General features: G+C 68.3%; 24 protein-coding genes. 19 read left to right on the top strand and 5 right to left on the bottom strand.

Annotated elements, in window-relative coordinates; all coding sequences use genetic code 11:
- Window position 1 precedes the first annotated feature (1 nt).
- The 16 genes from rplR (at window position 2) to truA (ending at window position 10,297) form a co-directional block, all read left to right on the top strand.
- Complete coding sequence (gene rplR / locus JAP66_RS25655; protein ID WP_199434414.1) at window positions 2–400, top strand: 50S ribosomal protein L18; 399 nt, start codon at window positions 2–4, stop codon at window positions 398–400.
- A 34-nt stretch (window positions 401–434) separates the two neighbouring features.
- Window positions 435–1,070, top strand: coding sequence for a 30S ribosomal protein S5 (gene rpsE / locus JAP66_RS25650; RefSeq protein WP_199434413.1), 636 nt, complete (start codon window positions 435–437; stop codon window positions 1,068–1,070).
- A 1-nt stretch (window position 1,071) separates the two neighbouring features.
- Window positions 1,072–1,254 (top strand): 50S ribosomal protein L30, encoded by a 183-nt coding sequence (gene rpmD / locus JAP66_RS25645; protein ID WP_199434412.1) that lies wholly within the window; start codon window positions 1,072–1,074, stop codon window positions 1,252–1,254.
- Window positions 1,254–1,697, top strand: a complete 444-nt coding sequence (gene rplO, locus JAP66_RS25640; protein WP_199434411.1) for a 50S ribosomal protein L15 — start codon at window positions 1,254–1,256, stop codon at window positions 1,695–1,697. Before rpmD ends, rplO begins: the two co-directional genes overlap by 1 nt.
- 556 nt (window positions 1,698–2,253) lie before the next feature.
- A complete protein-coding gene (gene secY / locus JAP66_RS25635; RefSeq protein WP_199434410.1) occupies window positions 2,254–3,561 on the top strand; it encodes a preprotein translocase subunit SecY in 1,308 nt (435 codons plus the stop codon).
- Entirely contained in the window at window positions 3,558–4,112 is a 555-nt protein-coding gene (locus tag JAP66_RS25630; protein WP_199434409.1) for an adenylate kinase, read from the top strand. Before secY ends, JAP66_RS25630 begins: the two co-directional genes overlap by 4 nt.
- On the top strand, window positions 4,109–4,930 hold the full coding sequence (gene map / locus JAP66_RS25625; RefSeq protein WP_307849717.1) for a type I methionyl aminopeptidase: 822 nt from the start codon (window positions 4,109–4,111) through the stop codon (window positions 4,928–4,930). Before JAP66_RS25630 ends, map begins: the two co-directional genes overlap by 4 nt.
- A 361-nt stretch (window positions 4,931–5,291) precedes the next feature.
- On the top strand, window positions 5,292–5,513 hold the full coding sequence (infA, locus tag JAP66_RS25620; RefSeq protein ID WP_005443304.1) for a translation initiation factor IF-1: 222 nt from the start codon (window positions 5,292–5,294) through the stop codon (window positions 5,511–5,513).
- A 76-nt stretch (window positions 5,514–5,589) separates the two neighbouring features.
- Entirely contained in the window at window positions 5,590–5,703 is a 114-nt protein-coding gene (gene rpmJ, locus JAP66_RS25615) for a 50S ribosomal protein L36 (protein WP_091673789.1), read from the top strand.
- 201 nt (window positions 5,704–5,904) lie between these two features.
- Window positions 5,905–6,285: a 30S ribosomal protein S13 gene (rpsM, locus tag JAP66_RS25610; RefSeq protein WP_199434408.1), complete on the top strand. Its 381-nt coding sequence runs from the start codon at window positions 5,905–5,907 to the stop codon at window positions 6,283–6,285.
- Window positions 6,282–6,470, top strand: a complete 189-nt coding sequence (locus tag JAP66_RS32415; protein ID WP_307849716.1) for a hypothetical protein — start codon at window positions 6,282–6,284, stop codon at window positions 6,468–6,470. The genes rpsM and JAP66_RS32415 overlap by 4 nt, the downstream gene beginning before the upstream one ends.
- Window positions 6,471–6,488: 18 nt before the next feature.
- The gene (gene rpsK / locus JAP66_RS25605; RefSeq protein ID WP_199434407.1) at window positions 6,489–6,893 is read left to right on the top strand and encodes a 30S ribosomal protein S11; all 405 of its coding nucleotides are present in this window, start codon (window positions 6,489–6,491) and stop codon (window positions 6,891–6,893) included.
- A gap of 23 nt (window positions 6,894–6,916) precedes the next feature.
- On the top strand, window positions 6,917–7,522 hold the full coding sequence (rpsD, locus tag JAP66_RS25600) for a 30S ribosomal protein S4 (RefSeq protein ID WP_199434406.1): 606 nt from the start codon (window positions 6,917–6,919) through the stop codon (window positions 7,520–7,522).
- 115 nt (window positions 7,523–7,637) lie between these two features.
- Window positions 7,638–8,699 (top strand): DNA-directed RNA polymerase subunit alpha, encoded by a 1,062-nt coding sequence (locus JAP66_RS25595; protein ID WP_199434405.1) that lies wholly within the window; start codon window positions 7,638–7,640, stop codon window positions 8,697–8,699.
- Window positions 8,700–8,765: 66 nt separating this feature from the next.
- On the top strand, window positions 8,766–9,380 hold the full coding sequence (gene rplQ / locus JAP66_RS25590; RefSeq protein WP_199434404.1) for a 50S ribosomal protein L17: 615 nt from the start codon (window positions 8,766–8,768) through the stop codon (window positions 9,378–9,380).
- A gap of 5 nt (window positions 9,381–9,385) precedes the next feature.
- Window positions 9,386–10,297: a tRNA pseudouridine(38-40) synthase TruA gene (gene truA / locus JAP66_RS25585; RefSeq protein ID WP_199434403.1), complete on the top strand. Its 912-nt coding sequence runs from the start codon at window positions 9,386–9,388 to the stop codon at window positions 10,295–10,297.
- On the opposite strand, the gene JAP66_RS25580 is transcribed toward truA, so the two are convergent.
- From JAP66_RS25580 to eccE, 3 genes are all read right to left on the bottom strand, one after another.
- Window positions 10,294–11,193, bottom strand: a complete 900-nt coding sequence (locus JAP66_RS25580) for an endonuclease domain-containing protein (protein WP_199434402.1) — start codon at window positions 11,191–11,193, stop codon at window positions 10,294–10,296. The genes truA and JAP66_RS25580 overlap by 4 nt on opposite strands.
- 212 nt (window positions 11,194–11,405) lie before the next feature.
- Complete coding sequence (locus JAP66_RS25575) at window positions 11,406–12,128, bottom strand: hypothetical protein (protein WP_199434401.1); 723 nt, start codon at window positions 12,126–12,128, stop codon at window positions 11,406–11,408.
- A complete protein-coding gene (eccE, locus tag JAP66_RS25570) occupies window positions 12,125–13,306 on the bottom strand; it encodes a type VII secretion protein EccE (protein WP_199434400.1) in 1,182 nt (393 codons plus the stop codon). The genes JAP66_RS25575 and eccE overlap by 4 nt, the downstream gene beginning before the upstream one ends.
- A gap of 65 nt (window positions 13,307–13,371) precedes the next feature.
- Between eccE and JAP66_RS25565 the strand changes: the two genes are divergently transcribed.
- A complete protein-coding gene (locus JAP66_RS25565) occupies window positions 13,372–13,587 on the top strand; it encodes a hypothetical protein (RefSeq protein WP_199434399.1) in 216 nt (71 codons plus the stop codon).
- Between the two features lie 161 nt (window positions 13,588–13,748).
- Window positions 13,749–15,365: a type VII secretion protein EccB gene (gene eccB, locus JAP66_RS25560; RefSeq protein ID WP_199434398.1), complete on the top strand. Its 1,617-nt coding sequence runs from the start codon at window positions 13,749–13,751 to the stop codon at window positions 15,363–15,365.
- Window positions 15,366–15,655: 290 nt separating this feature from the next.
- Here the strand turns inward: eccB and JAP66_RS25555 are convergent, their stop codons facing one another.
- Complete coding sequence (locus JAP66_RS25555; RefSeq protein ID WP_199434397.1) at window positions 15,656–17,266, bottom strand: type VII secretion-associated serine protease mycosin; 1,611 nt, start codon at window positions 17,264–17,266, stop codon at window positions 15,656–15,658.
- An 8-nt stretch (window positions 17,267–17,274) separates the two neighbouring features.
- Window positions 17,275–18,669 carry a type VII secretion integral membrane protein EccD gene (eccD, locus tag JAP66_RS25550; protein WP_199434396.1) on the bottom strand — a complete coding sequence of 465 codons (1,395 nt, stop codon included), beginning with the start codon at window positions 18,667–18,669 and terminating at the stop codon, window positions 17,275–17,277.
- Window positions 18,670–18,939: 270 nt separating this feature from the next.
- Here eccD and eccCa point away from each other — a divergent pair, with 270 nt between their 5' ends.
- Complete coding sequence (gene eccCa / locus JAP66_RS25545; protein ID WP_199434395.1) at window positions 18,940–22,956, top strand: type VII secretion protein EccCa; 4,017 nt, start codon at window positions 18,940–18,942, stop codon at window positions 22,954–22,956.
- Window position 22,957: the final 1 nt, after the last annotated feature.

Below are 22,957 nucleotides of genomic sequence, written 5' to 3'. Positions count from 1 at the left end.
CATGAGCGAAACGGTTACCAAGCGCAAGCCGGTCGGCAAGGACATCTCGACCCGCCGTCGTGTTGCGAAGACCCGTCGGCACTTCCGGCTCCGCAAGAAGATCAGCGGCACCGCGGAGCGGCCCAGGCTGTCGGTGAAGCGGTCCAGCAGGCACATCCACGTGCAGGTGATCGACGACATCGCCGGGCACACCCTGGCGGCGGCGTCCACCCTCGAGGCGGACGTGCGCTCGATCGAGGGCGACAAGAAGGCGAAGGCCGCCAAGGTAGGCGAGTTGGTCGCCGCCCGCGCGAAGAACGCGGGCATCTCAAGCGTGGTGTTCGACCGGGGTGGCAACGGCTACCACGGGCGTATCGCGGCGCTGGCCGACGCCGCCCGCGAGGCGGGGTTGGAGCTCTAGAAGTGAACATTCTCGAGAACGGAAGGAACGCCTGATGCCGGGACGTACGCGGCAATCCGGCGGCCAGGGCGGCCCGGGCGGCGACCGCGAACGCGGTGGTGGCCGGGACCGCAGGGACCGTCGTGACGGTGGCCGTGGCGGGGCGGCCCAGGACAAGACCCCGCACCTCGAGCGCGTCGTAGCGATCAACCGCGTCGCGAAGGTCGTCAAGGGCGGCCGCCGCTTCAGCTTCACCGCGCTGGTCGTCGTCGGTGACGGCGACGGACAGGTCGGTGTCGGCTACGGCAAGGCCAAGGAGGTGCCCGCGGCGATCGCCAAGGGCGTCGAGGAAGCGAAGAAGAACTTCTTCCGCGTGCCTCGGATCGCCGGCACCATCCCGCACCCGGTGCAGGGTGAGGCGGCCGCAGGTGTCGTGCTGCTTCGTCCGGCCAGTCCCGGTACCGGTGTCATCGCCGGCGGCCCGGTGCGTGCCGTGCTGGAGTGCGCCGGTGTGCACGACGTGCTCTCGAAGTCGCTCGGCAGCGACAACGCGATCAACATCGTGCACGCGACCGTGGCGGCGTTGAAGGGCCTGCAACGTCCCGAGGAGGTCGCGGCGCGCCGTGGCCTGCCGCTCGAGGACGTGGCTCCGGCCCGGATGCTGCGCATGCGTGCGGGGCAGGGGGTCTGAGATGGCGCAGTTGAAGGTCACCCAGATCAAGAGCACGATCGGCACGAAGCAGAACCACCGGGACTCGCTGCGCACCCTCGGGCTGCGCAAGATCCGGCAGTCGGTCGTGCGTGAGGACACCCCGCAGGTTCGGGGGCTCGTGCACACCGTCCGGCACCTGGTGACTGTGGAGGAGGTCAAGTAATGGCCATCAAGATCCACCACTTGCGCCCGGCGCCCGGCTCCAAGACCGACAAGATCCGCGTCGGTCGCGGTGAGGGCTCCAAGGGCAAGACGGCCGGTCGCGGTACGAAGGGCACCAAGGCCCGGAAGAACGTGCCCGCCGGTTTCGAGGGTGGGCAGATGCCCATCCAGATGCGGCTGCCGAAGCTGCGTGGCTTCAAGAACCGGTTCCGCACCGAGTACCAGCCGGTGAACGTGGGCGACATCGCCCGCGTGTTCACCGACGGTGGCGCGGTCGGCAAGGACGAGCTCGTGGCCCGTGGCCTGGTCCGCAAGGGCCAGCTCGTGAAGGTGCTCGGCAACGGCGACGTCAACGGCGTCAAGCTGGACGTCACCGCCGACGCGTTCTCCAACTCGGCCAAGGAGAAGCTCGAAGCCGCCGGTGGCTCCGCCACCAAGCTCTGAGCGAACGAGCTGAGCTGCAAAGGGGCGGCCCGCCTGGACCAGGCGGGCCGCCCTTCTGCGTCCCACCACCCCCACCGCGTGCTGCCTTTTGCGGGCTAAGTGCACTCCGCCGCGGTGCGCGTGCTGCCTTCTGCGGGCTAAGTGCACCCGCCGGCCCCCGGGTACTCAGCCGGTCACGCCGGTCGAAAGGCCGGCCCGCCGCATCGTTCGGCGTGCCCGTGACCCGCGCCACGCCCACCCGGACCGGCCCCCGTCGAGTCCCGGACCGCATTCTGCCCGCTAAATGCACCTCGCCGACCTCGACGGAGCGCCTTTAGCGGGCAGAATGCTGTCGGCGTGCAGCGCGACCACCGCGCCGTCGGAACGCTGCCACCCGGCGAAAACAGCACTACGTGCGGTCCCGTTCCCGGGGGCTGTTAGAGTCGGCTGCACGCTTCGGGACGTATGTGCCCCGAAGCGTTCCTGGCTTGCCCGCCAGCGATAGTGTTCCTGCCGGTTACATGCCGGCCAAGCCGATCGTCGGCTGATCACCGACGACGCCGAGGAGGTCCCCCGCGTGCTCAGCGCCTTCCGCTCGGCTCTCGCGACGCCGGACCTGCGCAAGAAGATCCTTTTCACGCTGATGATCGTGGCCGCTTACCGGCTGGGTGCGGTCACTCCAGCGCCTGGGGTCTCCTATCCCAACGTGCAGGCCTGCCAAGCAGAGATCGACCAGCAGGGCATTTACGGTTTGCTGAACCTGTTCAGCGGCGGTGCACTCCTGCAGCTGTCCGTGTTCGCGACCGGCATCATGCCCTACATCACGGCGAGCATCATCGTTCAGCTGCTCACCGTGGTGATCCCTCGCTTCGAGGAGCTCAAGAAGGAGGGGCAGGCCGGGCAGAGCAAGCTCACCCAGTACACCCGGTACCTGACGATCGCGCTGGCGATCCTGCAGGCGACCGGCGTCGTCGCCCTGGCCGACCGCGGTGCGCTGTTCGGTGACTGCAGCCAGCCGGTCATCCCTGACAACACCGTGTACTCGCTGGCGATCATCGTCCTCACGATGACCGCGGGTACCGCCGTGATGATGTGGATGGGCGAGCTGATCACCGAGCGCGGTGTCGGTAACGGCATGTCGGTGCTGATCTTCCTCAACATCGCCGCCCGCATCCCGGTCGAGGGCGCCAACATCCTGAGCAACCAGGGTGGCATGGTGTTCGCCTTCGTGTGCCTCCTCGGTCTGGCGATCATCGCGAGCGTTGTCTTCGTCGAACAGGGCCAGCGCCGGATTCCGGTGCAGTACGCCAAGCGCATGGTCGGCCGCCGTATGTACGGCGGCACCTCAACCTACCTGCCGATCAAGGTCAACCAGGCCGGCGTCATCCCGGTCATCTTCGCGTCGTCGCTGCTCTATCTGCCCGACCTGATCGGCAGGCTCATCGGTGATCCCAGCGAGGCATCCGCCTGGCAGCGGTTCCTGCAGACCTACCTGGTCGACCAGTCGAGCTGGGTGCACATCCTGCTGTACTTCAGCTTGATCATCTTCTTCACGTACTTCTACATCACCATCACGTTCAACGTGGACGACCGTGCGGAGGAGATGAAGAAGTTCGGTGGGTTCATTCCGGGCATCCGTCCCGGCAGGCCCACCGCCGAGTACCTCGGCTTCGTGCTCGGCCGGATCACCCTGCCGGGATCGATCTACCTCGGCATCGTGGCGATCCTGCCCAACTTCTTCCTGTCCATCACCGACCAGGGGCAGAACCAGAACTTCCCGTTCGGCGGTACGGCTGTGCTGATCATGGTTGGTGTCGGTCTCGACACCGTGAAGCAGATCGAGAGCCAGCTGATGCAGCGCAACTACGAAGGGTTCCTCCGATGACGCGTGTGGTTCTCGTTGGCCCGCCGGGGGCGGGCAAGGGCACCCAGGCGGTTGCACTCTCCGAACGTCTTGGCGTGCCACACATCTCCACCGGTGACTTGTTCCGGACCCACGTGGGTGAGCAGACCCCGCTGGGCCAGGAGGCGAAGCGCTACCTCGACTCGGGCGAGCTCGTGCCCGACTCGGTGACGAACGAGATGGTCCGGGAACGGCTTATGGAGCCGGACGCCAAGACCGGTTTCCTGCTCGACGGGTTTCCCCGCAACACCAAGCAGGCCGAAGTGCTCGGGCAGATCCTGTCGGAGTCCGACACCGCGCTGGACGCGGTGATCGAGCTCCAGGTCTCCGAGGATGTGGTGGTCGACCGGCTGCTGTCCCGCGGGCGCTCGGACGACACCGAGGAGGTCATCCGCCGTCGGCAGCAGGTGTACCGCTCGGAGACGGCTCCGCTGCTCGAGTACTACGCGGACATCCTGGTAACCGTGGACGGGGTGGGCGACGTCGACGAGGTCTCGGCGAGGGTCCTGGACGCGTTGCGTAAGCGCCGGTGAGCTCCCGCGTACTACAGGTGCTGCGGCGCGTCGGCCGCAGGCACACGATCGAGGTCAAGAGCCCGGCGGAGCTGGAGGCCATGCGCGCCGCCGGCCTGATCGTCGCGCGCACGCTCGCCGCGGTGACAGAGGCCGCCAAGCCGGGTGTGACGACGGCCGAGCTGGACGAACTGGCCGAGCAGAGCATCCGCGATGCGGGCGCCGTCCCGTCGTTCCAGGGGTACCACGGCTTCCCGGCGTCGATCTGCGCATCGGTGAACGAGCAGATAGTGCACGGCATCCCGTCCACCGCGCAAACGCTTGCGCAGGGCGATCTGCTCTCGGTCGACTGCGGCGCGATCCTCGACGGCTGGCACGGCGACTCGGCGGTCACCATCGAGGTCGGCGAGGTCTCCGCGGCCGACCGGGCGTTGTCCGCGGCCACCAAGGCTGCGATGTGGGCGGGCGTCAAGGCGGTCGTACCCGGTGCGCGGCTCACCGATATTTCGTTTGCCGTGCAGTCGGCAGCGGAGCAGGCCGCGGCGGACCACGGCGCCGAGTACGGCATGGTCGCCGAGTACGGCGGCCATGGGATCGGCCGTCAGATGCACATGGACCCGTTCCTGCCGAATGTCGGCAAGCCGGGGCAGGGGCCTCGGCTGCGGGCCGGGATGGCACTGGCGATCGAGCCGATGTTGACCGCCGGAACGGGTGACACGGTCGAGCTCGAGGACGGCTGGACGGTCGTGACCGCGGACGGCTCCCGCGCGGCGCACTGGGAGCACACCGTGGCCGTGACCGAGGACGGCCCCAGAGTCCTGACGGCCCCCGAGCTCTAGATCACGCCCCAACCTGCGGCCCGCCGACGCTGCCTTTAGCGGGCTAAAGGCAGCCCGCAGGCACCCGGCCGCCGCCTTTAGCGGGCTAAAGGTCGCGTGGGCGGTGCGATGGGTGACTGGTCGAGCGCGCACCGGTGACAGTGTTATCATTGAGGTGCCTAACACTGAGTAGCTGTGCCTAGCACAAACGGACCCCGCTTGGGGTCCGCGACACGGGATGCGTACACTGTCTATTCGGCGTGCTCATCACGTCGATTCCATCGCGCTTGTGTATTCCTGGGCACTGGAGTCGGGGTGACGCGCGTGTCGGTACCAGTCAGACAGGCACTCACCGCTCAACCAATTACGAAACGCGGAGGACATGGCGAAGAAGGACGGGGCCATCGAGGTCGAAGGCCGCGTGATCGAGCCGCTTCCCAACGCGATGTTTCGCGTCGAGTTGGAGAACGGCCACAAGGTCCTTGCACACATCAGCGGCAAGATGCGGCAGCACTACATCCGTATTCTGCCAGAGGACAGGGTTGTCGTGGAGCTGTCGCCCTACGACTTGTCCCGTGGTCGCATCGTCTACCGCTACAAGTGATCACGGTGAGCGTGGTGGAGGCTGACCTCCGCCAGGGGGCGCGCAACAACTCAGCACAAGCAGGAGAGCAGGAGACGTGAAGGTTCAACCGAGCGTCAAGAAGATCTGCGACAAGTGCCAGATCGTCCGTCGGCACGGGCGCATCATGGTGATCTGCGACAACCTGCGGCACAAACAGCGGCAGGGCTGATCGCCAGCACTCGTTCGGAGTGGATTGACATCTCAATAACCCTCCCCGCGCCTGCCGGGCCGCACAGCGGCCAGGTTCACCCCCGGACTCCAGGCCGGGGCCGGGACACCGCCCGCGAGAGCGGGCGGACGACAGCGAGTCGGTCCCGGGATGGACGGGGAGAAGACCTGGAGAGACGACGAAGAAGGAGCACGAGCGCCAATGGCACGACTCGCTGGCGTCGATCTTCCCCGCGAGAAGCGGCTCGAGATCGCGCTGACCTACATCTACGGCGTAGGCCGTACCCGCTCCAAGGCGATGATCGCCGCTACGGACCTCAGCGCGGACGCCCGCGTGAAGGACCTCAGTGACGACGATCTCGTGAGGCTGCGGGACTACATCGAAGAGAACTTCAAGGTCGAAGGTGACCTCCGCCGCGAGGTGAACGCCGACATCCGTCGGAAGATCGAGATCGGGTGCTACGAGGGTCTGCGGTGGCGCCGCGGTCTGCCCGTCCGTGGGCAGCGCACCAAGACCAACGCCCGCACCCGTAAGGGTCCGAAGAAGACGGTCGCCGGCAAGAAGAAGGCAGGCAAGAAGTGAGCGTTCGAGGCAGGAAGGTCGTGCGCGCGGGCGGTGTTCAGCGCCGTGACGCGGCTTCATGCGTTTCACCGAAGGCCCTCTACGCCCGCCCGATGGCGCTGCGCCAGCTCTACACCGACGCCGGTTCGCTGATCCGGCGCGGTCAGCGTGAGGCAGCGGCAGCCCATCAAGAGAACTCGCGCTAACGAGGAGATCACCCAGACATGCCACCGAAGTCTCGTACTGCGGGGACCAAGAAGGTCCGGCGCAAGGAGAAGAAGAACGTCGCTCATGGGCACGCCCACATCAAGAGCACGTTCAACAACACGATCGTTTCGATCACCGACCCCAACGGCGCGGTGATCTCGTGGGCGTCGTCCGGCCACGTCGGTTTCAAGGGCTCCCGTAAGTCCACGCCGTACGCCGCCCAGATGGCCGCCGAGAGTGCTGCCCGTAAGGCCGCCGAGCACGGCATGAAGAAGGTCGACGTGTTCGTCAAAGGCCCCGGCTCCGGCCGGGAGACCGCGATCCGTTCGCTGCAGGCGGCGGGTCTCGAGGTCGGCACTATCCAAGACGTGACCCCGCAGCCCCACAACGGCTGCCGCCCGCCCAAGCGGCGCCGGGTCTGAGGAACGGGGAGGAGTAAGAACACATGGCTCGCTACACCGGCCCCGCAACCCGTATCTCGCGGCGCCTCAAGGTCGACCTCATCGGCGGCGACCAGGCATTCGAACGTCGCCCCTACCCGCCCGGCCAGCACGGCCGTGGTCGGATCAAGGAGAGCGAGTACCTGCTCCAGCTGCAGGAGAAGCAGAAGGCCCGGCACACGTACGGAATCCTCGAGCGCCAGTTCAAGCGCTACTACGAGGAGGCCAACCGCCGCGCAGGCAAGACCGGTGAGAACCTGCTGCAGATCCTCGAGTCCCGTCTGGACAACGTGGTTTACCGGGCCGGGCTGGCCCGTACCCGCAGGCAGGCTCGCCAGCTCGTCAGCCACGGACACTTCGTGGTCAACGGCGAGAAGGTGAACATCCCGAGCTTCCGCGTCTCCAGGTTCGACATCATCGACGTGCGGCCCAAGTCGCTGCAGATGCTGCCGTTCGTGGCCGCGAAGGAATCGTTCGGAGACCGGCCGATCCCGGGCTGGCTGCAGGTCGTGCCGTCGAATCTCCGCATCCTCGTGCACCAGCTGCCCGAGCGTGCCCAGATCGACGTTCCGGTTCAGGAGCAGCTCATCGTCGAGCTCTACTCGAAGTGATCCCAGCCTGGCTCCGGCCAGGACGGGGTCTGGCGGCGGCGCCCCGAGCGCGTCGCCGCTACGCCACACCTTTCGACGTCATATGGCGGGCGTCGGCAGGAAAGGAAGAAGGAAAGTGCTGATTTCCCAGCGGCCGTCTCTCGGCGAAGAGACGGTCAACGAGACACGCTCGCGGTTCACCATCGAGCCCCTCGAGCCCGGCTTCGGCTACACACTCGGCAACTCGCTGCGGCGCACGCTGCTGTCGTCCATCCCGGGCGCCGCTGTCACGAGCATCCGCATCGACGGCGTGCTGCACGAGTTCACCACCGTCCCCGGGGTGAAGGAAGACGTCACCGAGATCATCCTGAACCTCAAGGAGCTCGTGGTGTCCTCCGAGGAGGACGAGCCGGTGACGATGTACCTGCGCAAGCAGGGGCCCGGCGAGGTCACCGCGGCGGACATCGTGCCGCCGGCCGGTGTCACCGTGCACAACCCGGACCTGCACATCGCCTCGCTCAACGGCAAGGGCAAGCTCGAGATCGAACTCGTCGTCGAGCGCGGCCGCGGGTACGTGCCCGCCCTGCAGAACAAGCAGGCCGGCGCCGAGATCGGCCGCATTCCGGTCGACTCGATCTACTCGCCGGTGCTCAAGGTGACCTACAAGGTCGAGGCCACCCGTGTCGAGCAGCGGACCGACTTCGACAAGCTGATCCTCGACGTGGAGACGAAGCCGTCGATCACGCCGCGGGACGCCGTCGCTTCGGCGGGTAAGACGCTCGTCGAGCTGTTCGGCCTTGCGCGCGAGCTGAACATCGACGCCGAGGGCATCGAGATCGGCCCGTCGCCTCAGGAGGCGGACACCATCGCCGCCTACGCGATGCCGATCGAGGACCTCGACCTCACCGTGCGGTCGTACAACTGCCTCAAGCGTGAGGGCATCCACACCGTGGGCGAACTGGTCTCGCGCAGCGAGGCCGACCTGCTCGACATTCGTAACTTCGGCGCGAAGTCGATCGACGAGGTCAAGATGAAGCTCGTCGGCCTCGGCCTGTCGCTCAAGGACAGCCCGCCCGGATTCGATCCGACGGCGGCTGCCGCCAGCTACGAAGGTGAAGGTTGGTCCGAGAGCGTCGACGGCCTTTCGGACGCTGGCCACGACGACGGCCAGGACTACGCAGAGACGGAGCAGCTGTAAGACCGATGCGGGCGGCCCGCTGTGGGCGCCCGGTCTTGCCGCTGAGGAGCTGAACGAGGAGAACCGATGCCCACCCCCACCAAGGGCGCCCGTCTTGGCGGATCGCCGTCGCACGAGCGGCTGATTCTGGCGAACCTGGCCACGTCGCTGTTCGAGCACGGCAGGATCACGACCACCGAGGCGAAGGCCAAGCGTGTCCGCCCACTCGCCGAGAAGCTGATCACCAAGGCCAAGCGTGGTGACCTGCACAACCGGCGGCAGATCATGCGCGTCGTCCGCAACAAGGACGTTGTGCACAAGCTGATGGCCGAGATCGGCCCGTTCTACGACGACCGCGATGGCGGCTACGTCCGGATCACCAAGACGATGCCGCGCAAGGGCGACAACGCTCCCATGGCGGTCATCGAACTGGTGTCGGAGAAGACCGCTACCGCGGAGGCCGAGGCAGCTCGCAAGACCAAGTTCGCCAAGGACCAGCCGAAGCCCGCCGAGGCCGAGGCCAGGGCGGAGGAGGCCGTCGAGGCTTCGGACGTCACCGAGACCTCGGGGACGGCGGGTGAGCCGGTAGCCGACCAGGATGCGGAGGCTCCGGTGTCGGCCACCGACGAGGCGGCGGCCGAGCCGGCCGAGGGTGCCGACGACGTCGAGACCCCGGCCGAGGACAAGAAGGACCAGTCCTGACGGCTGTGAACCACCCGAACGAGCCCGCTTCTCCCGCCGGGGAGGGCGGGCTCGTTCGTCTCCGTCTCGACGTCGGTTACGACGGCACTGGCTTTTCTGGCTGGGCCCGCCAGCCTGATCGACGGACAGTCCAGGGCCTCTTGGAGGAGGCCCTGGCGAAGCAGCCACCGGGCACCGACGTGCCCGGCTCGACCGTGGTGGCAGGCCGCACGGACGCGGGTGTCCATGCCACCGCCCAGGTCGTTCACGTCGACGTGGCGCCTTTTGCGGGCGAAACGTCGTCGCGACGGCTGCCCGTCGATGAACACGGCATTCCGGATCTGGACCGCATGCGGCACCGGTGGAACCGCTACCTCCCCGATGACGTGCGCATACTGCGCGCTCGGGTGGCACCGCCGGGCTTCGACGCGCGCTTCTCCGCGGTACGGCGCCACTACCGTTACCAGGTCTCGGACGCCCCGTGGGGCGTGAATCCGCTGCGTCGTCACGACACCCTCGCGTGGGCACGACCGTTGTCGGTCGACGCCATGAACGAAGCATCGGCTGCCCTGCTCGGTCTTCATGACTTCGCAGCGTTCTGCAAACAGAGGGAGGGCGCCACCACGATCAGGGAACTGCAGGAGTTCCGCTGGCACCGTATTGGTGATCATGACGTGCAGGTAGCCGTGTCCGCGGACGCGTTCTGTCACTCGATGGTGCGCAGCCTCGTCGGCGCTCTCCTGCTTGTCGGGGATGGCCGACGTGATGCCGGATGGCCTGCAGAGGCGCTGCTGAGCCGATCGCGTGAGAGCGCGGTAGCGCCGGCGCACGGGCTTACACTTGTCGGCGTGGACTATCCCCCGGATGCCGAGTTGGCGGCGCGAGCCGCGCAGACTCGCCACGTCCGTTCGATGGCTCACAGCGACGAGAGCGACTAGCGGCCTCGCCGAGCCTCACGGACCTCGTCGAGGATCAGTCGGTAGTCGCCCGCCAACTTGTCCGCGGTGACAATCACGAAACGCCATCCTTCCGCCACCAGACGTTCTCGTCGCGCTTCGTCCAGTAGGCGTTGCTTGGCGTCCTCGTGCCAGCGCCCGTCGTACTCGATGGCTGTCTTCGTCTCCTCGATCGCGAGATCCAGCCTCGCGACCTCTCTGCCGTGCCTGAGAATCCTGTATTGCGGGACCGCGTGGTGGCCGCCGACAGTCAGAACGACGCGCAGTTCCGACTCTGGGAGCGATTCGGCGCGCGGATCGGACAACGCCACCACCTGACGAGCGAGTCGGATTCCCCAGTTTCGTCGCCCGGACATCTCACGCAGGAGCCGCCGCGCGTTGACTTTGCGCGCCCGCAGGAAGGCGTCGATATCTGGAACCGCAATGCGAAGCCGACGTACCCAGCCACGGGTGCGCGGCGACAGTCGCAGAATCAAGTCGAGTGCGACCCTGGGTGGCCGGGCAATCCGAATGCCGTGCCATGGACGTGATTCCTTACGATCGACCGCAGTGCGGCGGACGTGGATGCCTTTGATGGGGCCGAATCTGGATTCCTCTGGTACGACGAACTCGACCGGATCATTGGGTCTGGCGAGTTCGACTCCGAGGACCGTTGCGGCCGAGCGGCCGGTGAGCACGGCTTCTTTGGGTACGATGAGGGCGGCCCCACGGCATCTCAGCGCATGTGTCACCGGCACGTCGGCTGGTGCGTAGACGTCCTGGAAGAGCCGCCGGAACCGGGGTCCGCGCAGTTGGCCCTTCGTTACGTAGCCATCCCGCCTGGCGACAGAGCCCCTGAATACATCGACGAGTTCATGTGGCTTCGTTGTTATCGTCACCACGGCAGAATTGCGGCTGCATCCGACAACCCGAGCCGCTCCGACACAGAAGCGGCCCAGTTGTCCACAACGCCATGGTTGTCCACAGATCAGGGATTCCGGCTTGACAGGATTCGCAACCCGATCCCTGTCCGTCCCGCCCCGTCCCTGGCGACATTTTGCCCGCTAAAGGCGCACCGCGGGCGCCTTTAGCGGGCAAAATGCGGCGTGGGTCAGTCTCCCCGGCGGACGGGGCCGAGGAGTTGTTGTTCTTTGCTCGTGGTCACCAGACGTAGCGGACGCCACAGGTTACGGCCCAGCGCCACGACCTGGTCGTCCTTGAGGGTCGTCAACTGCCGCATCATCTGCGGCGGCAGCCGCCAGAGCCGTGCCGCCAGCTCAGCCTGCCCGGCAGGCAGCCGCTGCATGAGCACGAGGTCGGCGGCGTTCGCCGTCGCGCCTGCCTGTGGGTGCAGGTACGGAAGCACGTACACGGTCGTCTGCCACGGCGACCGCGGTGGGAACAGGTCCTGCGGCGTCGGGCCACCGTCGTGCACGACCAGCAGGGGAGCGTCCTCGGAGGGCCGTGGCAGCTCGACCGGCGACAGGCGCCTGATCTGCACCAGCGGCGACGGTCGCCCGTTCGGCTGCGTGCCCGCCGCCTTCGACAAGACCTGCCACGCGGTGGGCCGCCCGGTGGCGACGACGACCCATGCGCCGACCGCCATCGCACGCAGCGCCACCTGCCTCGCGAGATACAGGCCGCCGACCAACACGATCCTCGTGGGTGTCGAGCGCAGCGCGGAGATGGTCAGCGGCTCACCCTGCAGGCCGGAGCCGAGTACGATGCCGCCCCGGTCACCAGACGGACTGATCGCGTCAAGCAGCGCGGGATCGACGAAGAACTCAGGCGCCACCCCGTTGCGCTCGCTCGCGTCACGCACCCGCATGGTCATGCCGTGCCTCCCATCGGCAACGTGGCGGCGAAGCTGGCGGCCTGCCTGCCTCGCAACGGTGTGAGCGTGACGCCGAGCCGTTCGGCGGTGCTCGTGAGCCGCTGATCGGCCGCATCCAGCTCACGCGGGTTCCGCGCGCTGAGCCGGACAACACCACGAAGCCCGATCTGTCCTTCGTCTGTGGCGGGCGAAATCGACATGGCGACCGTCGCGGAGAGTGCACGCACGCTGGTCAGCGCATTGAGGCTGTTCGTGATCTTGCCCTTCGGCCAGCCGGTGATCGCGTAGCTCGCGTGCCCGATCCCTGCCGCCGACACGCCGGTCCACCGCTCCTGCATCGTGACCTTGACTCCAGAGCCGGCTACGCCGGTGAGCTCGGCGGCGGAGATCCCCGCGCGCAGGAGCTCATCCGGATCGAGCGGGCGCGTCGGGACGCCTCGCGATTCCAGCGCGTTGCGCACCCGCGACAGCGCACCGATCAGCGCACGGTGTGCTCCAACGACACCGCCGCCGCGCTCCCGGACCGCCGACGGGCATCGTTTGGGGTCCAGCCGGACCGCGATCCAGGTCGTGCGCCTCGCCGCGGCCGGCAGCGGCCCGAGCACCTCCATGTAGGAGCTGAGCGCGGGGGAGTCCGACGGCAGCGCAGCGCTGCCGGGGTAGCAGTGCCAGAGCATCTGAATCGAGTCCAGGACGACTCCGCGATCCTCGAGGCACGGCGCGAGGGCGGACAACGGGAGGCTCGGAGCACCACCGGCCTGCGTGATCAACGCGGGTGCGGGTTCCACCAGCAGCACCGCCGTCCAGGTTCCTTCGTGCCAGGCGAGACCGACCTGCTGGTGTTCGTGATCCTTACCGTGCGCCACGACCAGATCCGGAATCGCCAGCCTGAGCAGGCTCACGCGGGCGTCGTCCGGCCCGGTGGCGCCGTCGTCCTCGGCCGCGATCGCCTCCAAGCTGGCCGGTGCGGGCGGCGTGGCCACGCGATCGTGTGACCGAAAGGTGTAGCGCGCAATAAGACCAGCCAACTGGGTGAACCACTGGCCCTTCCACCGCAGCAGCGCGATGATCAGGGCCACCGCGGCGACGCCGACCGCGACGTACAGCAGCGACTCGTTGATCGCGAGAAGAAGCAGGCCGAGCGCGAGGCCGATCTCCAGCACCACGACGTTGACCACGGGCAGCGGGCCAAGGCTCGCCCCGAACCTGCGCCGCCGAGCCGGCGGCGCGACAGGAGCGGGACGTGGAGCTCCTCCAGGCCGGGGAGGTGGCTGACCAGGCGGAGGTCCGCCGGGTCCTCCCGGTCCACCAGGCCCGCCGGGTCCACGCGGTCCACCGGGGCCGTTCGGCCCACCGCCGTGTCCGCCGGGTCCGCCCGGGCGCTGTGGTGGGCCCGGAGGACGCCCCGGAGGGGGCTGGGACCCTGGCGGCGGGCCCGTCCGACGTGGAGGAGTGGTGACGGACATCCGCTCGTTCTCTTCCCCTAGTTCGTGCAACTGAGCCGATAGCCGGTCCCGACAGGCCGGGGGCCGACCGGAGTTGGTAGAAACCAACACCAGACGGTCCCCGTACGGCTATCCTGCGGAACCGTACCGCGACTGGGAGAGCTGTAGGTCGAGAATGCCGTCAACACCCACGACGAAGTCACAAGTCCAGGCGTATCAGTTCGTGCTCCGGCGCATGCAGTCCGCGCTGGTCCGCAGGGATGCCGTGATGCTGCATGACCCCATGCGCACACACTCCCGCGCCACACTTGTCGGTGTCGTGTTGAGCGCGATCGCCATGCTCGGCTTCGTGATTTTCGGGTTTTTCAAACCGGCGCCCACACCACCCGATTCGGGGATTGTCATCGGCGAGCAGTCCGGCTCCGTCTACGTGGTGACCGAGAACCCCAAGAAGCTGGTCCCGACCTTCAACCTCGCATCCGCGCGCCTGATCCTCATGGCGCGGCAGCAGGGCGAGGGGGGCGCAGCCCAGGGGGGTGGCGCGGCCGAGGTCGCGGAAGCCAGCGTCGTGCCCGACGAGCAGCTCAAGGACATCCCGCGTGGCCGGCTCCACGGCATTCCCAACGGTCCCGAGCTGCTGCCCACCGAGGACCAGCGGATCTCGCGCGACTGGGCCGTCTGTGACGAAACCAAGATCGACCGGAGCCTGCCGTCCTCGGTCGCGCTCGAACAGGCGACGACGGAGACCACCGTCTTCGCCGGGCTGCCGGATCTCGGGCAGGAACTCGGGCAGGACGAGTCGATCCTGGTCACCGCAGAGAACGGCAAGAGCTATCTGATCTATCGGCAGGGTGGTGGACCGAACCAGACCGCGAACGCGGTGCGGGCCGAGGTGGATCTGTCGAAGAGCTCGGTCCGTAACGCGCTCCGGCTGGATCCGGACGATTCGCGCAACATCTCGATGGGATTGCTCAACGCCATCCCCGCCGTCGGCGACCTCAAGGCGCCGGTGATCGATGGAGCGGGCAGTTCGCCGAGTGGCTACGACGTCGAGTCGTTCAACGTCGGCACCGTGTTCTCCACCGCGCGGACCGACAGCACGACTTATCACGTCGTCACCAGGAACGGTGTCCAGGAGGTCTCGCAGGCGGTGGCCGAGATGCTTCGCTTCGAGAACACGGAGACCTCGGCCGACAGCATGCCGAGCGTGGCCCCGGATGAGCTTCGGAATCTCCCGGAGGTCGGCGAGGGTGACCCCGACTACCTGGACGTCGGCCATTACCCGCAGACCGTGCCGACCGTGCTGGATCCCGCGCGATACCCGGTCGGCTGTCTCGGATGGACCGTCAAGGGAGACGGCGCCAACGAGGACAGCCAGACGGCGGTGTACGTGGGCAGTCTGTTGCCGGGCCCGAAGGACGCCCAGAACAACCCGCAGGTTGTCGATATCGGCTCGCCTGGCCCCGACGGCTGGAAGGTCGACCACTTCTACATGAAGCCTGGCTTTGCCGCCGTGGTCCGCTCTGCGACCACGAGCGACACCTTCGGCCGGGGCAACATCCAGCTGGTTTCGGACCGGGGCATGCGCTATGGCGTGCCTGACCTCGCCACGGCGCAGGGTCTGGGCCTCGGCAACCAGGATCCGGCTCCGGAGGCGATTCTGAAGCTGCTGCCCGTTGGGGCGTCGCTGAACACCCAGGATGTGATGCGCACGTTCGATGCCGTGCCGATCGATCCGGATGCCGGCACGTTCGAGAACCCCGAGGAGCAGGCGGCCGCTGGCGGCAACTGAACCGCCTCGCGCTCTGGAGAGAGAGTCCACGGAGGCACTTGCCGGGTCCGGGTGGCGCCGCGGTGCATTTAGCCCGCTAAAGGCACGCCCGGCGTGCCTGGCCTTCGCGGACGAGGCGCCTCCCGGCCGGTGCCGGGGACCCGCATCCCGAGGGTGCTCACCTCGGCCGTCCGCGGCGGCCTACTGAGGGGACCGCGACGCCGGTCCCGAACAAGGGAACCACCCCGCCGACGCTGCCTTTTGCGGGCTGAGTGCACCGCTCGGCAGTGCACTCAGCCCGCAAAAGGCGGCTACGCGGGCCGGCGGTTGCGGCGGATGGTGTGCACTACGAACAGGGCGATGATCAAGGCGGCCAGTGCGCCGCCCGAGCCGGCGAGCGCCACGATCACCGGGGTCCAGTCGCGATTGTTCGCGGGCGGCAGATCCGATGGCAGCGCCACAGCGGCGGCGGATGACTCGCCCTCCTCTTCCGGAACGGTCGCCGTCAGCGCCGCCATCGGGTCGATCACACCGTGGCCGACGAAGTTGTCCCGCCCACCCGGTGCCGCCGGGTGTTGCGCCGTGCTCGTGATGCGGTTCATCACCTGACGTGCGGTGAGGTCGGGAAACTTGGCCCGCACCAGCGCCGCGAGCCCCGCCACGTACGGCGCGGCGAAGCTCGTGCCGCGGATCGGCTGCGACTCGCCGTTCTCGATCGTCAGGTTCGCCAGTCCGCCGGAACCCTGCGCCGGATCGAGCGAGATGATCTTCGTTCCAGGGGCGGCCACGCTGACCCACGGGCCGCGCACGCTGAAGTCGGCGACGCTGCCGTTCTCGTCGATCGCCGCCACCGACAGCACGTCGTCGGCGAACCACGGCGGTGTGACGATCGTCTGCGGGGTGTTGGGATCGCCGGTGTTCTGCTCACAGCTGTCACCGGTGTTGCCCGCCGCGGTGACCACGACCACGTTCCTGTCCACGGCATTGCGCACCGCGGCCTGCAGCGCCTGCTCGCCGGGGGTGATCGTGCCGTCGGCGGCCCGGCAGTTGTTGATCGACAGGTTCATCACCTGCACGCCCTGGTTGGTGGCGTTGACGACCGCCTGGGCCAGCGTGCTCAGGTTGCCGGCCGACCCCTCCTGATCCTGGGTCCGGCCGTTCTGCCCGGGCGCGGTCGCCTCGCCGGCGTCGGGTGCGCGAAGCGCGTTCGGCTGGGCCTGCCCGTCGCCCTCGCCGCCTTCACCTTCGCCGCCCTCGCCGTCGGCCGGATCACCCTCGCCGGGCTCGCCGCCGGTGTCCGGCGTGGTTTCCGTCGCCGAGTCGTCCGGCTCGTACGCCTGGCTGGACTGCCGGATCGACACGATCTGCGCGTCCGGCGCCATGCCCGTGAAGCCGATGTTGTCGGGGGTGTCCGCCGCGATGATCCCGGCGACCTCCGTGCCGTGCCCGTCGCAGTCCTCCAGCCCCGGGCCGGCCGGCTTGGTCTGGACATAGTCGCCGCCCCCGGTGACCCGGCCCTCGAAGAACGGATGGGTCGCGGTGACCCCGGTGTCGATCACGGCGACCCGGATCGGGTTCCCGTTCGCATCCTTGCCCGCCGAGCCGACCGTGCTGTTCATCAGCTGGTGCACGTCGTCGAGCCGCAGGAACTGCTGGCCCCACGGCTTGTTCTTCAGAACGACGTTGTTGTCGAGGTCACGCTCGACGCAACCGGTCTTCTGCGCGTAGTTCTGGTCCGGCTGCCCGGTGTCCTGCGGCAGCAGACCCAGGTCGACCGGCGGCGGCTCCTTGTAGTAGCCGCCGTCGTCCGGTGAGATCGACTGGGCCGCCGCGGGCAACGGTGCGGTCCCCGGCACGAGGACGCCGATCGTGCCGGCCAGCAGCGCCGCCGCGGTCCTGGTGATCGGCCCCGGTGCCCCCATGCGCGTGCTCATCCGATGTCGAGGTGGCGCAGCGTCGAGTACAGGCCCATCACCGCGAGCGCGAGCGGCAGCACGGTCGCGATGCAGATGGCCTCGATGATCTCGACCGTGCGCCGCATCGGCGGCGAGAAGCGCTGGTTCGGGAAAATCACCCCGACGACCAGCGCGGCCGCGGCGATCAGGACGAACGCGCCGAACACCCAGATCACCCGGCCCAGGGGATCCTCGTTCCACATCCAGCCGAGCAGGATCCCGCCCGCTGAGACCATCCCCGTGGTGAGCAGGGCGACTGCCTGGCCGCCGTTGGCGTACGTGCGGGCCCGCAGCAGCAGCACCAGCGTCGCGACGATGCCGGTGATGATCCCGAACACGCTCGGCGCGCTCGCCGTGACGATCGCGGCCACCGCGGTCGCCGAACCGCAGCCGATCAGCAGACCGGTCATGTAGTTGTGCGCGACGCTGGTCCGGCGCTCGATCGAGGTGTAGTCGGGGAAGCCGGAGTCCTCCTTGAGCTCCTCGGCGGTTCCCGGCACGTGCGGCAGCGGAAGTTTCGCCAGCCAGATCGTGGCCCTCGGCAGCACCGAGATGACGGCCAGCGCAACAGCCGCGGTGCCCGCGGCGATACCGGGCGCCGGGTGCGCGATCAACGTGGCGAACAGGAACGCCAGCAGGCCGAGCACCCCCGCCGTCGCCGCGGCGATGAACGTCGTGATGCCCGCGCCCATGACGAGGATGCAGACGGCCGCGACCACGACGACGAGGGCGCTGGCCAGCAGGAGGTTCGCTCGCACCGACACGCCCGGCACGATGTAGAAGCCGCTGACGAAGGCGAACGGCAACCCGCCGGCAGCGGCGATCAGCACCCCGGTCGACTCGGCTTGGTACGCCTTCGCCAACGTCGCGCCGACCGCGACACACGCGATCGCGCCGACCCCGGCGGTGATCGCCGCGGCCAGGCCGTTGCCGCCGAAGAGGGGGCCGCCGAAGAACAGGGCCAGCGCCGCGCTGAACAGCGCCAGCCCGCCCGCGATGTGCCCGATGCGCTGGGCGGTCTCCTTCGTCCACGGCCGGAAGCTGTCCGGGTCGGACTCCGCGATGGCGTCGACCACGTCGTCGTACAGTGGCGGCGGCGGGTTCTCGTTACGCTTGCGCAGCTGCAGCAACTCGCCGTCGACTACGCCGAGGGACGCCAGCGTCCGGCTCGGGTCCAGCGGCCCGTCGCCGAGCTTTGCCAGGGCCCAGCCGCCGTGCCGCGCGCCGCCGTCCGGAGTGACCTCCTTGGCCATCTCCAGCAGCATCGGCAGCAGGTCGGCCACCGCCACGTCGGCCGGCAGCGCGACGTCTATCCGGGTGCGCGGTGCCACCACCGTGACCCTGCTGAATACCGTCGTGCCCGTTGCCACCTGTTCCGCCCCCTACCTGGAGAGATTGCCCGCAGGGTACTTATACCGTCTCGGGTGGAATACCTGCGCAAGGACCGGCAACCTCGGCGAACCGGCCCACAGTGTCGTAGTGCCGCCCTAGTATTAGCGCACCCGGACCGCATGTGGGGTCACTTCGGGTGAATGCACCGGGTCGGGCAGTCGTCGTCGGCGGAGGCCCGCGGTTCGCTACCGTACGGAGCGGCCGCGTACCCACTGGCCGCCGTTGCCGAGTTGAAGAGGGGTCTTTCGGTGAGCACGCTGCAGTTCAAGCGGTCGCCACGGCTTGCTGCTCCACGCCCACCGGGCGGGGAGGTCCACCTCGAGCCGCCTCCCGAGGTGCCGAGGACGATCCCGGGCAACATCCTCATGAAGCTCATGCCCGTGGTCATGGTGGTCGCCATGCTCGGCATGGTCGTCTTCATGTTCACGGCCAACGCCGGAATGGCCCGCAGCCCGTTCTTCCTCATGATGCCGCTCATGATGATGATGTCGATGGTCGGCATGTTCGCGGGCGGCGGTCGTGGCGGTGGCCAGAAGAAGGCCGAGATGAACGAGGACCGCAAGGACTACCTGCGCTACCTCGGCCAGATGCGGGATCGCGCCCGCGAGGCGATGATCGACCAGCGCGCGGCTCTGGAATGGGTGCATCCGGACCCGCAGAGCCTCTGGTCGCTGGCCACCAGCCGGCGCATGTGGGAGCGCAGGCAGAGCGACCAGGACTTCCTGCACCTGCGGGTCGGGCGCAGCTCGCACCGGCTGGCGACCCGCCTCGTGCCACCGCAGACCGGCCCCGTCGACGAGCTCGAGCCGATCGCGACCCTGGCGCTGCGCCGCTTCGTGCGCGCTCACTCGATCGTGCCTGACCTGCCCACGCAGATCACGCTGCGCGGGTTCGCCGCCGTCGGCATGCAGGGTGAACGGGAGCTCACCCGTGGCCTGGCCAGGGCCATGATCGCGCAGCTGGTCACCTTCCACAGCCCGGACGACGTGCTGGTCGCGGTCGCCACCGCGGGCCGGGCGAAGGAGGACTGGGAGTGGGCCAAGTGGCTGCCGCACGTGCAGCACCCCGCACTGTCCGACGGCATCGGCCAGCTGCGGATGATGGCCGGCTCCCTGGCACAGATCGAGGCGTGGCTGGACGAGGAGCTGCGGGACCGGCAGCGGTTCTCCCGCAACGCCACCCCCGCGCCGGACCAGCCGCACGTCGTCATCGTCATCGACGACGCCGAGGTCACCGGCGAGGAGCAGATCCTGCTGGAGGAAGGCCTGGTCGGCGTCACGCTCATCGACCTGTCCGACTCGCTCGGCAACCTGCCCGCGCGGCGCGGGCTCCGGCTCGTCGTCGAGGAGGAACGGCTCGGCGCCCGCAGTGCCGGCGGGGTCGAGTGGTTCGGTCGGCCCGACCGGCTGAGCGTGATCGAGACCGAGGCGCTGGCGCGCAAGCTCTCGCCGTACCGGGTGGGCACGGCCACGGCGGACGACAGCGAGGAGCAGCCGCTGCTGTCCAACCCGTCGCTGCTCGAACTGCTCGGCATCCCGGGCGACCCGATGACCTTCGACGTGCAGCAGGCATGGCGGCCCAGGCCCGTCCGCGACCGCTACCGGGTTCCGTTCGGCGTCGGCGAGTACGGGCAGCCGGTGGAGCTGGACATCAAGGAGGCCGCGATGGAGGGCATGGGCCCGCACGGCCTGTGCATCGGCGCCACCGGTTCCGGCAAGTCCGAGTTCCTCCGCACGCTCGTGCTCGGCATGCTCGCCACGCACTCGTCGACGTCACTGAACTTCGTGCTCGTCGACTTCAAGGGTGGTGCGACGTTCCTCGGGCTGGACAAGTCACCGCACGTCTCCGCGGTCATCACCAACCTCGCCGACGAGGTCACGCTCGTCGACCGGATGAAGGACGCGCTGGCCGGCGAGATGAACCGGCGCCAGGAGGCACTGAAGAACGGCGGCAACTTCAAGAACGTGTGGGAGTACGAGAAGGCGCGCGAGAACGGCGCCGACCTCGATCCGCTGCCCGCGCTGTTCATCGTCGTCGACGAGTTCTCCGAGCTGCTGAGTGCCAAACCGGACTTCATCGACCTTTTCGTCGCGATCGGCCGCCTCGGCCGGTCGCTGCAGATGCACATGCTCCTGGCTTCGCAGCGCCTCGAGGAGGGCAAGCTGCGCGGGCTGGACTCGCACCTGTCCTACCGGATCGGTCTGAAGACGTTCTCCGCGGCCGAGTCCCGTGCCGCGATCGGCGTGCCCGACGCCTTCGAGCTGCCTTCCGTGCCCGGTGGCGGATTCCTCAAGTACGACACGTCCTCCCTCGTGCGGTTCAAGGCGTCCTACGTCTCCGGGCCCTACCGGCCCGCCGGCATCAAGCAGGCCGCTCCGGGAGCCACCGTCGTGCGCGCCGACAAGCGGCCGCAGCTGTTCGTACCGGACTTCGTGGAGCTGCCGAGGGAGCCGGAACCCGTGCCGGAGCCCGAGGTGGAGCAGCCTCAGCAACCGGAGTCCGAAGAGGCCGTCGAGCCCAGTGAGCTGGACGTCATCGTGTCCAGACTGATCGGGCAGGGCCCACCCGCGCACGAGGTGTGGCTGCCGCCGTTGAACGAGCCGAACTCGCTCGACACCCTGCTGCCGAACCTCAACCCCACCGAGGACCGTGGCCTCTCGCCGGTCGGGTTCTTCGGCAACGGCAGGCTGCAGGTGCCCCTTGGCATCGTGGACCGGCCGTACGAGCAGCGGCGCGATCCGCTGTGGGCCGACTTCTCCGGCGGCTCCGGCCACGGGGCGATCGTCGGTGGCCCGCAGTCGGGCAAGTCCACCATGCTCCGGACCCTGGTCATGTCGATGGCGCTGACCCACACCCCCGAGGAGGCGCAGTTCTACTGCGTCGACCTCGGCGGTGGCACGTTGGCCGCACTGGACGGCCTGCCGCACGTCGGCGGCGTCGCGGTCGCGCGGCGGGAGCCGGACAAGGCGCGCCGGATCGTCGCCGAGCTCATCACGCTCGCCAACGAGCGGGAGTCCCGCTTCGGCGCGATGGGCATCGACTCCATGAACGAGTTCCGCAACCGCAAGCGCCGGGGTGAGATCACCGCCGAGCAGGACCCGTTCGGCGACGCGTTTCTCATCGTCGACGGCTGGCGAGCCCTGCGGGACGACTTCGAGGAGCTGGAGCCGCAGATCACCAAGCTGGCGGTGCAGGGTCTCACCTACGGCGTGCATGTGATTATCTCGTCCAACCGGTGGGCGGACATCCGGCCGGCGATCAAGGACATGCTCGGCACCCGGTTCGAGTTGCGGCTCGGTGACCCGAGCGAGTCCGACATCGATCGGCGTGTCGCGGTGAACGTGCCGCCTGCCAGGCCGGGACGAGGGCTGACCAGGGACAAGCTGCACCTGCTCACCGGCCTGCCACGTATCGACGGCTCGAGCAGCGGCGAGGACGTGGGTGCCGGCGTCGCCGACGCGGTCGCCAAGATCAAGGCGGCGTGGCACGGCAGGCCGGCGCCACAGGTGCGCCTGCTGCCCGACCTCCTGCCGTACGAGGAGCTGCTCGCGCAGGACAAGTACCGCGACACCAAGCTCGTGCCGATCGGCGTCAACGAGGACGAGCTGGCCCCGGTGTACCTCGACTTCAACGCCGAGCCGCACTTCCTCGCCTACGCCGACGGTGAGTCGGGCAAGACGAACCTGCTACGGCAGATCGCCCGCGGGATCACCGACCGCTACACGAAGCAGGAAGCGGTCATCATTCTCGTCGACTACCGGCGCACCATGCTCGGTTTCGTCGAGGGCGACCAGCTGCTCGGTTACGCGGTGTCCTCGAACCAGCTCGACGGCATGATCAAGGATGTCGCCGCGTCCATGGCGAAGCGGCTGCCCGGGCCGGACGTCACGCCGCAGCAACTGAAGGAGCGGTCCTGGTGGACCGGCCCGGAGCTGTTCGTCATCGTCGACGACTACGACCTCGTGGCGACGTCCACGAACAACCCGCTGCGGCCGCTGTCGGAGTACCTGGCGCAGGCCAAGGACGTCGGCCTCCACATGGTCGTGGCCCGGCGCACGGGTGGTGCGGCGCGCAGCGGGATGGACCCGATCATCGGCAAGCTCAAGGAGATCGCCGCGCCGGGTGTCGTCATGAACGGTTCCAAGGACGAGGGGCAGCTCCTCGGCAACGTCAAGGCCGGGCCGATGCCGCCGGGCCGGGGCATCTTCGTGAGCCGCAAGACCGGTAGGCAGCTCATGCAGCAGTCGTGGATCCAGCCGGAGTAGC

This window comes from Qaidamihabitans albus, assembly GCF_016464705.1.
GTDB lineage: Bacteria > Actinomycetota > Actinomycetes > Mycobacteriales > Pseudonocardiaceae > Qaidamihabitans > Qaidamihabitans albus.
This window is presented reverse-complemented; position numbering and strand designations above follow the sequence as displayed.

Bases quoted from the DNA above. Each gene is read 5' to 3' on its own strand.
- rpsD (WP_199434406.1), top strand. From the start codon at position 6,917: ATGGCTCGCTACACCGGCCCCGCAACCCGTATCTCGCGGCGCCTCAAG.
- rpsM (WP_199434408.1), top strand. From the start codon at position 5,905: ATGGCACGACTCGCTGGCGTCGATCTTCCCCGCGAGAAGCGGCTCGAG.
- rplR (WP_199434414.1), top strand. From the start codon at position 2: ATGAGCGAAACGGTTACCAAGCGCAAGCCGGTCGGCAAGGACATCTCG.
- rplQ (WP_199434404.1), top strand. From the start codon at position 8,766: ATGCCCACCCCCACCAAGGGCGCCCGTCTTGGCGGATCGCCGTCGCAC.
- eccB (WP_199434398.1), top strand. From the start codon at position 13,749: ATGCCGTCAACACCCACGACGAAGTCACAAGTCCAGGCGTATCAGTTC.
- infA (WP_005443304.1), top strand. From the start codon at position 5,292: ATGGCGAAGAAGGACGGGGCCATCGAGGTCGAAGGCCGCGTGATCGAG.
- JAP66_RS25630 (WP_199434409.1), top strand. From the start codon at position 3,558: ATGACGCGTGTGGTTCTCGTTGGCCCGCCGGGGGCGGGCAAGGGCACC.
- rpmD (WP_199434412.1), top strand. From the start codon at position 1,072: ATGGCGCAGTTGAAGGTCACCCAGATCAAGAGCACGATCGGCACGAAG.
- rpsK (WP_199434407.1), top strand. From the start codon at position 6,489: ATGCCACCGAAGTCTCGTACTGCGGGGACCAAGAAGGTCCGGCGCAAG.
- rplO (WP_199434411.1), top strand. From the start codon at position 1,254: ATGGCCATCAAGATCCACCACTTGCGCCCGGCGCCCGGCTCCAAGACC.
- JAP66_RS25555 (WP_199434397.1), bottom strand. From the start codon at position 17,266: ATGGGGGCACCGGGGCCGATCACCAGGACCGCGGCGGCGCTGCTGGCC.
- rpsE (WP_199434413.1), top strand. From the start codon at position 435: ATGCCGGGACGTACGCGGCAATCCGGCGGCCAGGGCGGCCCGGGCGGC.
- JAP66_RS25575 (WP_199434401.1), bottom strand. From the start codon at position 12,128: ATGACCATGCGGGTGCGTGACGCGAGCGAGCGCAACGGGGTGGCGCCT.